The sequence below is a fragment of the Chengkuizengella axinellae genome, assembly GCF_030730905.1.
GTDB lineage: Bacteria > Bacillota > Bacilli > Paenibacillales > KCTC-33759 > Chengkuizengella > Chengkuizengella axinellae.
In genome coordinates this window covers 32,128-44,562 of sequence record NZ_JAVAMP010000016.1, presented here as the reverse complement: position 1 = coordinate 44,562, position 12,435 = coordinate 32,128, and the positions used below count along the sequence as shown (strand labels likewise).

General features: G+C 35.3%; 12 protein-coding genes, 2 tRNA genes and 1 other annotated feature. Of the genes, 10 read left to right on the top strand and 4 right to left on the bottom strand.

Features of this window, described 5'->3' with window-relative positions; all coding sequences use genetic code 11:
- Positions 1-66 precede the first annotated feature (66 nt).
- Complete coding sequence (locus Q5Y73_RS21140; protein WP_305993910.1) at positions 67-996, bottom strand: aldo/keto reductase; 930 nt, start codon at positions 994-996, stop codon at positions 67-69.
- A 173-nt stretch (positions 997-1,169) separates the two neighbouring features.
- Positions 1,170-2,243 carry a flavin-containing monooxygenase gene (locus tag Q5Y73_RS21135; RefSeq protein WP_305993909.1) on the bottom strand — a complete coding sequence of 358 codons (1,074 nt, stop codon included), beginning with the start codon at positions 2,241-2,243 and terminating at the stop codon, positions 1,170-1,172.
- Positions 2,244-2,334: 91 nt separating this feature from the next.
- On the opposite strand from Q5Y73_RS21135, the gene Q5Y73_RS21130 reads away from it, so the two are divergent.
- The 6 genes from Q5Y73_RS21130 (at position 2,335) to Q5Y73_RS21105 (ending at position 8,100) form a co-directional block, all read left to right on the top strand.
- Positions 2,335-2,411 (top strand) — tRNA-Pro (locus tag Q5Y73_RS21130).
- 15 nt (positions 2,412-2,426) lie between these two features.
- A tRNA-Gly gene (locus Q5Y73_RS21125) sits at positions 2,427-2,500 on the top strand.
- A gap of 348 nt (positions 2,501-2,848) precedes the next feature.
- Positions 2,849-3,406, top strand: coding sequence for a hypothetical protein (locus tag Q5Y73_RS21120; RefSeq protein ID WP_305993908.1), 558 nt, complete (start codon positions 2,849-2,851; stop codon positions 3,404-3,406).
- A gap of 148 nt (positions 3,407-3,554) precedes the next feature.
- Positions 3,555-3,842: a binding site (T-box leader), on the top strand.
- Between the two features lie 144 nt (positions 3,843-3,986).
- Positions 3,987-5,021 carry a phenylalanine--tRNA ligase subunit alpha gene (gene pheS, locus Q5Y73_RS21115; protein ID WP_305993907.1) on the top strand — a complete coding sequence of 345 codons (1,035 nt, stop codon included), beginning with the start codon at positions 3,987-3,989 and terminating at the stop codon, positions 5,019-5,021.
- A 21-nt stretch (positions 5,022-5,042) separates the two neighbouring features.
- On the top strand, positions 5,043-7,481 hold the full coding sequence (gene pheT, locus Q5Y73_RS21110; protein ID WP_305993906.1) for a phenylalanine--tRNA ligase subunit beta: 2,439 nt from the start codon (positions 5,043-5,045) through the stop codon (positions 7,479-7,481).
- An 82-nt stretch (positions 7,482-7,563) separates the two neighbouring features.
- On the top strand, positions 7,564-8,100 hold the full coding sequence (locus tag Q5Y73_RS21105; protein WP_305993905.1) for a cell division protein ZapA: 537 nt from the start codon (positions 7,564-7,566) through the stop codon (positions 8,098-8,100).
- A 70-nt stretch (positions 8,101-8,170) separates the two neighbouring features.
- Here Q5Y73_RS21105 and Q5Y73_RS21100 read toward each other — a convergent pair whose 3' ends face one another.
- Entirely contained in the window at positions 8,171-8,779 is a 609-nt protein-coding gene (locus tag Q5Y73_RS21100) for an NAD(P)H-dependent oxidoreductase (protein ID WP_305993904.1), read from the bottom strand.
- Positions 8,780-8,913: 134 nt separating this feature from the next.
- Here Q5Y73_RS21100 and Q5Y73_RS21095 point away from each other — a divergent pair, with 134 nt between their 5' ends.
- Positions 8,914-9,225, top strand: coding sequence for a winged helix-turn-helix transcriptional regulator (locus tag Q5Y73_RS21095; RefSeq protein ID WP_305993903.1), 312 nt, complete (start codon positions 8,914-8,916; stop codon positions 9,223-9,225).
- A 96-nt stretch (positions 9,226-9,321) separates the two neighbouring features.
- On the opposite strand, the gene Q5Y73_RS21090 is transcribed toward Q5Y73_RS21095, so the two are convergent.
- A complete protein-coding gene (locus Q5Y73_RS21090; protein ID WP_305993902.1) occupies positions 9,322-9,696 on the bottom strand; it encodes a cupredoxin domain-containing protein in 375 nt (124 codons plus the stop codon).
- A gap of 193 nt (positions 9,697-9,889) precedes the next feature.
- On the opposite strand from Q5Y73_RS21090, the gene Q5Y73_RS21085 reads away from it, so the two are divergent.
- The 3 genes from Q5Y73_RS21085 (at position 9,890) to Q5Y73_RS21075 (ending at position 12,429) form a co-directional block, all read left to right on the top strand.
- On the top strand, positions 9,890-10,984 hold the full coding sequence (locus Q5Y73_RS21085) for a hypothetical protein (protein ID WP_305993901.1): 1,095 nt from the start codon (positions 9,890-9,892) through the stop codon (positions 10,982-10,984).
- 250 nt (positions 10,985-11,234) lie between these two features.
- Positions 11,235-12,110: an SMP-30/gluconolactonase/LRE family protein gene (locus tag Q5Y73_RS21080; RefSeq protein ID WP_305993900.1), complete on the top strand. Its 876-nt coding sequence runs from the start codon at positions 11,235-11,237 to the stop codon at positions 12,108-12,110.
- A 61-nt stretch (positions 12,111-12,171) separates the two neighbouring features.
- Complete coding sequence (locus tag Q5Y73_RS21075; RefSeq protein WP_305993899.1) at positions 12,172-12,429, top strand: spore germination protein; 258 nt, start codon at positions 12,172-12,174, stop codon at positions 12,427-12,429.
- Positions 12,430-12,435 lie beyond the last annotated feature (6 nt).

Genomic DNA, 12,435 nt, shown 5'->3' with positions numbered 1-12,435 from the left:
CCTCAACTTAAGAAAACCATATAGAAAGAGATTTCTTTCTTAAGTTAAGGAGCGGTGCAAATGCATTTATTCTTCCTTTTCTTCATCCTTCCAAGCTTGAGGATGATTTTCACTTATGTACTGAATAGCCGCTGCGTTTGATTCAACCTGCTTTACATTTTTACAACCTGGGATAACCGTCGTAACTGCAGGATGTTTTAGACACCAGGCTAAAGCCCACTGAGCCATATCTATACCTTCTGGGACTTCGTATTTTTTGATCTCCTCAACGATTTTCAGTCTGGCATCACGATCTGTATGTCGGTGTCGAACATCAGTTTGACCAAACTCTGCACCAGGTTTGTATTTTCCACTTAAATAACCACTGGCTAATGGAACTCTCGCTAATACACCTAGATCTTGTTCCTGACAAGATGGGAAAACCTCTTTTTCTGGTTTGCGATCTAATCGGTTGTATACAACTTGAATTGCTTTCGCCTTTACGTTCGTTGCATTTGAAGTTTGATGAATGTTTTCGTTACTTCCTATAGAAATACCGAGGTGGCGGATTTTTCCTGCTTGTACTTGTTTATCTAGGGCAGTCCAAAGCTCATCATTATCAAAGTATTCATCCATACCTGAATGGAATTGGTATAAATCCACATAATCTGTTTGTAATGCTTTTAAGGAATCCTCTAATTGTTGTACGACTTGATCTGCACTCCATACTTGATCACGTTCAAATAAGTCATTGAATTTATGACCGAATTTAGTAGCTACAACCCAGTCTTCTCGGTTTTCATTTTTTAAATATTCACCAATTAATTTTTCAGATAAATGATCGCCATAACATTCTGCAGTATCTATAAGATTGATGCCAAGCTCTTTCGCTTTTTCTAATATTAAAGCTGCATCCTGTGCGGTATAAGTTTCACCCCACTCACCTCCAAATTGCCATGTTCCTACTCCTACAATGGAGACTTTTAAATCTGTTTTTCCAAGACGACGATATTTCATAATCTCACTCCTTGATTATTCATTTAAAGTTCAATAAATATATAGTTACGTATAAACACAGATAGTAAATCTTGGTTTCCAGGTCATCTAACTTTCAGCGGGAGATATTAAAACTCTCATTGAAAGAAAGATTCTCTTAATTTTATCATTATCAAATTGAAAGATCACTCAAGCTATTCGTTTCTAATGTTGTGGTTGTTTATGTACTTCACAATAAATTTAGCATCCTCACCAACACCGCCTAGAAGTGCAGAGGGTCTTTTATGTAACCATGGCAATCCGATAAAAAATAATCCTGAAACCTGTGTAATGCCTCTATTGTGTAGTGGATTTCCTTGTTTATTAAGTACATTATCTATTTTAATCCAATTGAAATCTTGTGTAAAACCTGTAGCCCAAATGATGTTGGCTACTTTGATTGAACTGCCATCTTCAAAAGTAACTTTATCACCGTCTGTAGATTTTGTTCTTGGGGTTAGCTTTACTTTGTTTTGTTGTACAAGTTCTTTTAATTCGGTTCCCATAATAGGTTCAGGTTGCTTTTTGATCCATTCCCCCACTTTGGTCCCTGTTCGAAACATATCATATATTCTAAGTTTCTCAAACCACCAAAACATACTTTTTCCTGCAATGAAATGTGGTGAAAACTTTAAATCTTGATTAGATGATATATAGACATCGTGAGTATTATAAAGTTCTACAGCAATCTGTGCCCCAGAGTTTCCAGCACCAACAATCAAGGTTGTTCCCCTTTTTAGTTGTTGAGGATTTTTATATTTTGAAGAATGTAATTGTATGATTTGTTCATCTAATCCAGAACCAGTTAGTTTAGGGAGAAATGGAGTTTGAAATGGGCCTGTAGCAATAACAACTATTTTTGAATGATATGTAAAGTGGTTAGTTGAAGTAATAAAAGTATCGTTTTCCTTTGATATTTGCTCAACAAATGTGTTCAGCTCTACAGGTATAGAAAATTTCTGTTGATACTTTTTTAAATACTCGGCTGTTTCATTCTTGTTAGGATACCCATCAGATTCACCAGGAAATTCATAACCAGGCAAGCTGCTGTATGTTCTAGGTGAAAATAAAATTAAGGAATCATACCGATTTAGCCAAGTTTCTCCGATTTGTGAGCTTTGATCTAAAAGAACAAAAGATAAATTAGATTGAGTTAAATAATACCCTATAGATAATCCGGCTTGTCCTGCACCGATGACAACTACATCAAGTTTTACTGAATTATTCATAAAAATCCGCCCTTCTATAAAAAAATATTTGCATTTTATTATAAGTCATGATATATTAATTCTTGTCGCAACAAAAGGTATTGATCATCAACGGGACGTAGCTCAGCTTGGTAGAGCACTTGGTTTGGGACCAAGGGGTCGCATGTTCAAATCGTGTCGTCCCGACCACTAATACCTTAACATGCGGGTGTAGTTCAATGGTAGAACTCCAGCCTTCCAAGCTGGTCGCGTGGGTTCGATTCCCATCACCCGCTCCATTTATACTTATGAGTCAAAGTGAACACAAAAGTGTTCTTTTTTTATTTTTAAAATATTAATATATGAGCATTTATTCATATATTATATAGAAAAAATTCATTCATAGCAAGTAAATCGTGTAGATTTTAAAATTATATTGATTACAGGAGAAAATAATCATATATTCTTTTTAAGTATAGGAATTTATAAGACTTATAATCACAGTTGATTAGAACATTTGTAGTATCTATGCCCTAATCCTTTCTTTCCTCTACTTTCATATAATAAGATGAATTGAAAGAAATAGGGAATGAAATTCCTTTATTCTTAAAAGGTTTCAAGCAATAATTAGAATGGGGATGTACATAATGGAAAAACGTATGCTTGTTAGGTTGATTAGGATAACTGGAGTAGTTAGTTCATTCATCATATTATTAGTTATGAATATTGTGCAATACAATCAAAATCAATCTATATATGATTTGAATGAGTACTTAATCAATAGGTTGCAGTTAGTTGAGGGTGAGAAAAGCACACTACTAGTTGAAAAAAAAGAAGTGAATAAAGATATAAGTGAAGTTAAACAAGAAAATGATAATTTAATCAATGAAATTGCACGTCTCAACACAGACATTGAAAACTTGGGGAAAATAGATTTTGCATCGATTCAGGAATTAAGCCAGTTTGGAATTGATACAGAATACATTATAAAGGATTTATATGACCATCCAGAATTAATCCCTTTTGATGGTGTCTTTGGAGGTACAATGTTTTTTTACAAGGCTTATGTTTTGAATTATAAGTGGGTTTATGCCAAATTTGAAGATGGGCATATACTAGGTGCTGGTCTCTATAAGTTTGAATTGGATCAACATCACAATATTTCTTGGGAACTGGTTGATGCGTTTTTATATAGCTCAAAATAATTCTTAAGAATGAGATAACATTTACTTTACCTAACAATGGTCATTTATAAAGCAAATATTAAAGTTACCTAAAAAATGTGATTTAGTCCTATAATGACTTGCAATTTATAACTTATTTTCATATAATACCGTTATTGAAATTAAATACAAAAATGCAATGAAGGAGAAAAGTAAGCAATACTTCATTACAGGGAGGAAATGCATTGATTGAGAGCATTTCTACTTGAACAGATTGCTGAAGTTCGCTCCAGAGCAGAAACTTGAAAAAACCAATTGAAGTTTACTTTATGGAAGTAGAGTTTTCCGGTGATTACATCGTTATTTAAATGAAGTGAGAATATTTTATTATTTGAGTGTTCAATTATGGACTTATTGAACAAATTCTTCTACAAGGATATTCTAATTAGGGTGGTACCACGGCTCTTTCGTCCCTTACGGATGGAAGAGTCTTTTTTGTTGTACTAAGAAGGTATTAACTTTCATTAAAACTGGTCTAACCAACATCTGAACTTTGTTCATTTTTTGGGGTATGTTATTAGCTATTCTTCACTTTTGTGGGTACATTTAAGGAGGGTAATCAATGAAAGAGCAATTAGAAGCTTTAAAGCTTGAAGCTCTAAAAGAGCTTGAAAGTGTAAATGACAGTAAAACATTAAATGATTTTAGAGTAAAATACTTAGGAAAAAAAGGGCCTTTAACAGAAATTTTAAGAGGTATGGGCAAACTTTCGAACGAGGAAAGACCAGTCATCGGTCAAGTTGCAAATGAGGTCCGTTCAGCGATTGGAAATGCGATTCAATCTAAACAGGATGAGATTTCGCGTAAAGAATTAGAAAATCGATTAAAAGAGGAAACAATCGATATTACCTTGCCGGGAAGAAAACCAACACAAGGCGCTATTCATCCACTGAATAAAGTCATTCAAGATATTGAAGATATATTCGTAGGTATGGGTTACACCGTAGAAGAAGGACCAGAGGTTGAAAAGGATTATTATAATTTTGAAGCCTTGAATTTGCCTAAAGATCATCCAGCAAGGGATATGCAAGATACTTTTTATATTACAGAAGAATTTTTGATGCGTACGCATACATCACCAGTACAAATTAGAACGATGGAAGCAAAAAAAGGTGAGGTGCCTATTAAAATCATCTGTCCAGGTCGCGTGTACCGAAGAGATGATGATGATGCAACGCATTCCCATGCATTTACTCAAATCGAAGGGTTAGTTATTGATAAAAACGTGAGAATGAGTGATTTGAAAGGTACATTGCTGCAGTTTGTCCAAGAGATGTACGGAAAAGACACACAGATTCGTTTGCGTCCTAGCTTTTTCCCATTTACAGAACCAAGTGCAGAGGTAGATATTACTTGTGCCAACTGTAAAGGTGACGGTTGCCGCATATGTAAACAAACTGGTTGGATTGAAATATTAGGATCAGGTATGGTTCATCCTCGTGTGCTGGAAATGGCGGGCTATGATCCAAACGAGTATAGCGGTTTCGCTTTTGGAATGGGTGTTGAAAGAATTGCTATGTTGAAGTACGGCATAGATGATATACGTCATTTCTTTACGAATGACTTACGTTTCTTAAATCAATTTGTACGAATATAGAATAAAAGGAAGTGAAAATAAATGAGAGTATCTTATGGGTGGTTGTCTGAATATGTGGATGTAACTGGGTATTCAGCTTCAGATTTAGCAGAAAAACTAACGCGCAGCGGTGTTGAAGTTGATATTGTTGAAAAATTAAATCAAGGTATTACAAATGTTGTTGTTGGATATGTAAAAACGTGTGAAAAACATCCGAATGCAGATAAATTAAGCTTATGTACTGTAGATGTAGGTAAAGAAGAGGATCTTCAAATTATTTGTGGGGCTAAAAATATTGCTGCAGGTCAGAAAGTACCCGTAGCCGTTCCAGGTGCTGTTTTACCAGGGAATTTTAAAATCAAAAAGGCGAAGCTTCGTGGAGTAGAATCCTACGGCATGATTTGTTCTGCCAAAGAATTAGGTATGAATGACCGCTTGCTGCCTAAAGAAATTCAAGAAGGGATTTTAGTCCTTCCTGACGATACAAATGTTGGTGACGATATTTTAGAAGTGCTTGGTTTAAATGATGAAGTTTTAGAGCTAGAGCTTACTCCAAATCGCTCAGACTGTTTAAGTATGATTGGTACAGCTTATGAGATTGCTGCAATTTTAGGTCGAGAGGTCAAATTGCCTTTAGCAGAGGTTAGCTCTTCAAGTACAATAGCTGCTGATAAGATTAGTGTGAAAAACCTAAGTCCTGAAAATTGTCATCACTATTCAGCTAGATATATTGAAGAAGTATCCATTCAACCAAGTCCGCTTTGGATGCAAAACCGATTGATGGCGGCTGGCATTAGACCGATTAACAATATTGTAGATATCACAAATTATGTAATGCTGGAATATGGTCAGCCATTACATGCTTTTGATGCCGATCAGCTTAATGAAGGGCATATCGAAGTGCGATTAGCTGAAAAAGATGAAAAAATGACAACTTTAGATGAGGTTGAAAGAACATTAGAAGAATCCATGTTGTTAATTACAGATGGAACAAAACCAGTGGCTATTGCTGGGGTAATGGGCGGAGCGAATTCAGAGGTTCAAGCTGAAACTATAAACATCTTACTAGAATCTGCTAAGTTTTCTGGGAGTTCTGTAAGAATTACATCTAAAAAGCTTGGTTTAAGATCTGAATCCAGTCTTCGATTTGAAAAAGAAGTGAATCCAGAGAATGTTACAGCTGCGTTAAATCGAGCTGCTGTGCTTTTATCTCAATATGCAAACGGAAAAGTAGCAGATGGAATTGTTGAAGAGCTGTCTGTACAAAACCCCGCAACGAATATTGAAATTAGTTTAAGAAAAGTGAATGATTATCTTGGTACAGACCTATCTAAAGAGGATGTCAAGCATGTGTTTGATCGTTTGCATTTTTCTTATACAGAAACTGATGAAAGCAACGTAGTTGTGCATGTGCCAAGCCGCCGTGGAGATATAACAAGAGATGTGGATTTAATTGAAGAAGTAGCACGTATCCATGGATATGATCATATCCCTACAAGTCTTATGGTTGGTGTAACAACACCTGGCTCACTTACTAAAGAACAGAAAATTAGAAGAGCAATCCGCCGCATCTTGACGGATGAAGGTCTACACGAAGTAATAAACTATTCTTTCACACATCCAAGTCAAATCAAACTGTTTCCAGGCATGTATGCAGAATCCAAGCATGTTAAATTAGCGTTGCCGATGAGTGAAGAAAGAAGTACTTTGAGAACAAGCTTAATTCCACATTTATTGGATGTGGCTGCTTATAACAATAATCGAAATCAAGCGGATGTGCGTATTTTTGAAACTGGGAGAGTATTCCTTACAGAAGAAGAAACCTTATCTCGCTTGCCTGAGGAAAAAGAACTTCTTTCTATATTGTTAACAGGAAAGAGAGAGACTGCGCATTGGTCTGTTCAAGAAAATAAAGTAGACTTTTATGATTTAAAAGGTCATGTTGAAACTTTATTTGAGTATCTTGGCATTATTGGTCTTGAGTTTGTTTCTGCAAGTCCAAATGGATTCCATCCAGGAAGAACAGCTTCTATTCAAATCAATACTGGAGAACAAAATATTGAACTCGGTTGGATTGGACAACTGCATCCTTCTATTCAACAAGAAAAAGATCTTGAAGAGGTTTATATTTTAGAAATTGCATTAGAAGAAGTATATAAACTGTCCTCCTTCGATATTGAATACGTTTCTTTACCTAAATATCCTGCGATTGGAAGAGATATCGCTATCGTTGTGGGTCAAACATTACAAATTGGTGAGATCGTGAATTCAATCAAAGAAACAGCGAAAGAATTGCTTGAATCTGTCTCCGTTTTTGATATTTATACGGGAGAGAAGGTAAGCAGTGGTAAAAAGAGTGTAGCACTATCACTTACTTATCGTCATAATGAACGTACATTAACGGATGAAGAAGTAACGGAGCTTCACAGTAAAGTTGTTGAAGAAATAGAAAAATCTTTTAATGCTGAATTGAGGAAATAAAGAGGGAAATAGGTCAGTCATATCGAAATATGTTATCATCGATATAAACTGACCTTTTGTTTGATAGGGGAGGAGACGACCTGTGAAACCTGATGAAGAAAAAACTAGAGTAACCGTTAGCATCTATGGGACACAATACAAAATGAAAGGGAGTCCTGAAATGACTCCTGAATATATCAAAGAAATTGCAGCCTATGTAGACGGAAAGATGCGAACAATAGCTGGAGATCAAAAAAATCTGGATTTAAACCGATTATCTGTTTTATCTGCTTTATACATTGCCAATGAATATTTCGATATAAAGGATATTGGGCAGGAAAATGAAATATTGAATGTGAAAATACAAAAGTTAGAATCCGAAAACGAATTATATATGAAACAAACGCAAGAAAAGAGTGAGAAGGAAGAACTTCTGCTGCAAGAGATTTCTCAATTGAAAAAGTATCAGCAAAAGCTTGAAGAAGATCTAAAGGATGCTTGGCAGCAAAAAGAACAAGCAAAAGATAAGTCAGATCAGATTGAAGACAAGTACAGCAAGTTGCAGGATGCATTTAATAAATTAAAAAGTGAGTACAATGAATGGATTGAACTTGCAGAAAAAGAACTGACAATTGAATAGAGAAAATCGAGTCAAATCATTGGTTAACCCCGCCCATTGGGCGGGGTTAAAGTACATTGTTTTTATAAAATTATATGATCGTTACTTTCTCATCAAATGATGCTCTTACTCTATCATATGGGGGTTGGCTTCTATAACCTAATGGAACAATGAGTGAACCTACATATTCTTCAGGTGAGCGGTCAATGACTTCTAAAACTTGATCACTAACGAATCCCTCCATTGGGCAAGAATCAATTTCAAGTGATGCAGCTGCTAACATAATAAAGGATGCGGCGATATATCCCTGTGCTTTAGACCAAGCTGTGAATGCTTCATCACTTGGGAATGATTCTAAGAAATCAACTGCAATGTGAATGCTGTGCTCAGGAATCCTCTCTTTGATTAATTTCATAACCTCATCAGATTTAGGATCTAACAACTTTTGTCTTTTTGTTAAGATGACAACGACCGCACTTGCATCTTCTACTTGTTCCTGATCAAAAGATGCTGCTCTTAACTTTTTCTTTGTTTCTTTATCTTTAACTACTACAAATTCCCAGTGCTCAAGATTTAAAGATGAAGGGGCTTTTATCGCACTATTTAGAATGAACTCTAAATCCTTTTGATCCATTTCTTTATCCTTTATAAAATGACGAGCAGCATGTCTGAAATCAACAGCTTCAGAAAAGTTTAACATATTAATTTGTCCTCCTTGGTATAATAAAAAATGTATTGATAAAATGTAACGTGCTTACGTTTATATAGTAAAATGAAAATGAGAAAAAATAAATAAGTCAAATTTATTTGACCTTATGGATAGGAGGAAAAAGGATGGCTGTATCACGAAAAAAACCTTGTGAACAACTGACAAAATTAGAGAAAGTACTGATCTCTATAGATGGCAGATTTACACCACTCATCATTTTATTATTAAAGGATAGTCAGAGATTTAGTGATCTTCTCAGGCGAATTCCTGATATTAATAAACAAAGCTTATCTAAAACATTGCGGCAGTTAATGAAACACGAGCTTATCAAACAAAATATAATTAAAGAAACGGCACCACAGCATATTGAATATGAATTAACGGAAAAAGGATGGAAGATCCGGGGGCTTTTGAAACAAATGGAGGAAATCCTTTAAAGATTTTAATATGTAAAAAGCATCTAATACCACTGTATACACGGTATTAGATGCTTTTTATTAATACTAGTATTTATATCAAATTCAAGAGTTTTTCTATTCTACAACCAAAGTAGAAATCATATCTCTGTGCCCAGATCCACATTGGATAGAGCATTTAATTTCATACGTTCCAGGCTCATTGATTGTAAATTGTTTAGGTGAACTTTGATCAACTTCAATGCCTAAATCCTTAATTTTAAATGCATGCAATCCTTCCGCATTTTCAATTGAAAAATGAATTGGCTCTCCGACAGCAACCTTGTATTCTTCTTGATCAAATACCCAGTTAGATGCAATTAACTTCAATTCCTTAGCATCTGCAGCAGATGTTTCAACAGCAGCATTACTTGTATTTTCCTCTGCAGCTCCACAAGCGGCAACGGTAAGAGCCATCGCTAATAATGTAACTAGAAATAACATTTTTTTCATGGTTAAATCCTCCTAGTGATATATATCCTACAGAAAGTTTAATTCAAATTAATAAATTAAACATGTCAAACTTGTGAAAATAATGACAATCATGTGAACTCTCTCGCACAGAATCATAGGCGAATGCATAGGATGTATCGCTAATACAATAAACTGAGGAGTTATTATAATATGAATGAAAGGGGAATAAACGATGAATGAAAATGTAAGTGATGTGCAGCCAAATATATCTCTGCCAGAACCATCCAATATTGAAGCGGAACAATACGAAAATCTTGCTTCAAACACATATCCCTCTCATATGACACAACCTATATATTATCCTAATTCATCACCTTCACCTTGTTCAGGATGTCTGGATCAAAGCCCTTGTCATCCATGCGCAGAAAAGTATCCAACGATGCCAATGTATTCGATGGGAGTACAAGGAATGACCCCATATATTTACCCTATGGGTAATCAACCAATAAATACTAACCTTCAATCGATGTACTCTATAGAATCACAAGGGATGAATGCAAGCATGGAACCGATGCATCCAATGGGAGTGCAAGGAATGAATACAAACATGGAACCGATGCATCCAATGGGAGTGCAAGGAATGAATGCAAACATGGAACCGATACATCCAATGGGAGTACAAGGAGGAAATGCAAATGTGAATCCATTGTCCTACGGAAAAACACAACAGATCAACCCAAATCAGCCTGCTTTAACTCCAAATGGAGTAGAGGGACTAACAGAATACAGTCATAATCTTCACCCAATGGAGACTCAAGAGCTTTCATCCAATATGTATCCAATGCATCCAATGGAGATGCAGCATTACGCTCATGATAATGTTATGCCTTTAATGCAAGCTCCTTATAGTATGCAACCAAATCAGCCTAATTATTACCAAACTCCAAATATGTATACTATGCCTGGTGTGACTCCAATGGAAACCATGAATTCAAATTTTATGATGCCAAATATAGAACCGTCAAAATTGGCTGAGCAAGCTGAGAATTTTAAGTATGTCCCTTCCTTGCCAACTGATTTAACAAATGTTTTTATGAGAATCTCACCTTGGGTTCAATATGGATTAGATGAGGCGCGAAGCACGAATTATAAACATGCTATGGAAGAAATCGCACTCATCAGTTATTTAATGGGAAGAGGATATGATGCAAGAACAGCTCATCAAATTGTTGAGTCATGGGAAGTAGATGAAATGTTTCCTACAGAGGAATCAGATGTAAATATGAATACACAGGAAGAACAGACAGTTTTAAATGAGGATGATTAAATTTAAAATGAAATAAGGACTGTGTTTATATGAGCACAGTTCTTATTTACACTTTAAAAATTTATAAATATAGTAAAGTTATAATGAAGAATTCATCCTTGAATACAATTACACCTCTGTTTTTGCCTATAGGGCTCGCCAATCGGCGAGTTTCTTTATCTTTTGGTTTAGATTTGCAAAAAAAACCTTTTCGTAATAATATCAACTCATGTGAAACGATTATTAAAAAATAGAGGAGAGTTTAAATAAAATGAATCAAGTACAACTAATTGTTGATTCAAAATCTTTGCTAGGTGAAGGACCATGCTGGGATGAACAGAAGCAGTGTTTATATTGGGTAGATATTTTACAAGAAAAGCTACATATATACGATCCAAAAGAGGAATCAAATACAACAATTCAACTTGATCAAGCTCCAGGTGCTGTAGTGAAAAGAAGCAGCGGGGGTCTAGTATTAGCTATGTTGGATGGTTTTTTTGCATATGACCTGCATACAAATCAATTTACACAAATCATAGATCCAGAAAGTCATTTGCCAGAAAATCGTTTTAATGATGGGAAATGTGATCCTGCTGGACGATTTTGGGCTGGAACGATGAGATTGGATCTGAAGAATGATTTGGCCGCATTATATTGCTTAGATACTAATTTGTCAGTACGTAAGATGATTCATCCAGTATCAACTTCTAATGGATTAGCCTGGTCCCAAGATCATAAAACCATGTACTATATTGATACCCCAACTCAGCAAGTAGTTGCATATGACTACAGCATTGAATCAGGAGAAATAACGAATAAAAAAGTAGCTGTAGAGATTCCTGCTGCAGAAGGTGGACCAGATGGGATGACCATAGATGCAGAAGGGAAACTGTGGGTTGCTCATTGGGGAGGTTACAAAGTCTCTAGATGGGATCCTCAAACAGGTAAACAAATCGATGAGATTAAGGTTCCAGCAAAACAAGTTACTTCTTGTACATTTGGTGGTGATAACTTAGATGAGTTATTCATTACGACGGCAAACGTTGGTTTAGAATCAGTTGAGTTAGAAAAATTTCCTCATTCTGGTGGGTTGTTTTCAATCAAAACAAATATAAAAGGGACTCAATCATACGAATTTATAGGATAATGGGCACATTTCCTAGATATAGGCATATACAGTAATATACTCATTATGAGAGGTGTAAGGTATGCCATCTATTTTAGGTATTGCTAAAGTGATCAATGTTTCTGGGGGTGCAAAACTACGAGCAGGAGATACGATTCAAATTACACCAGTAAGTTATACTAAAGCTTATATAGGATCTGGAAGTGGTAATGCAGGGGACTTACCAAGAACCAATAATTTTGTAAGTACAACGAATACGATTGATGCCGATATAAAAGATCAGACACAGGATAATATTTTTGGAATAGAAAACAATGTATTTCCTTTCTTATTTATTTAATGATTT

Coding starts and splice junctions, on each gene's coding strand:
- Q5Y73_RS21140 (WP_305993910.1), bottom strand. CDS start 996: ATGAAATATCGTCGTCTTGGAAAAACAGATTTAAAAGTCTCCATTGTA.
- Q5Y73_RS21135 (WP_305993909.1), bottom strand. CDS start 2,243: ATGAATAATTCAGTAAAACTTGATGTAGTTGTCATCGGTGCAGGACAA.
- Q5Y73_RS21120 (WP_305993908.1), top strand. CDS start 2,849: ATGGAAAAACGTATGCTTGTTAGGTTGATTAGGATAACTGGAGTAGTT.
- pheS (WP_305993907.1), top strand. CDS start 3,987: ATGAAAGAGCAATTAGAAGCTTTAAAGCTTGAAGCTCTAAAAGAGCTT.
- pheT (WP_305993906.1), top strand. CDS start 5,043: ATGAGAGTATCTTATGGGTGGTTGTCTGAATATGTGGATGTAACTGGG.
- Q5Y73_RS21100 (WP_305993904.1), bottom strand. CDS start 8,779: ATGTTAAACTTTTCTGAAGCTGTTGATTTCAGACATGCTGCTCGTCAT.
- Q5Y73_RS21095 (WP_305993903.1), top strand. CDS start 8,914: ATGGCTGTATCACGAAAAAAACCTTGTGAACAACTGACAAAATTAGAG.
- Q5Y73_RS21090 (WP_305993902.1), bottom strand. CDS start 9,696: ATGAAAAAAATGTTATTTCTAGTTACATTATTAGCGATGGCTCTTACC.
- Q5Y73_RS21085 (WP_305993901.1), top strand. CDS start 9,890: ATGAATGAAAATGTAAGTGATGTGCAGCCAAATATATCTCTGCCAGAA.
- Q5Y73_RS21080 (WP_305993900.1), top strand. CDS start 11,235: ATGAATCAAGTACAACTAATTGTTGATTCAAAATCTTTGCTAGGTGAA.
- Q5Y73_RS21075 (WP_305993899.1), top strand. CDS start 12,172: ATGCCATCTATTTTAGGTATTGCTAAAGTGATCAATGTTTCTGGGGGT.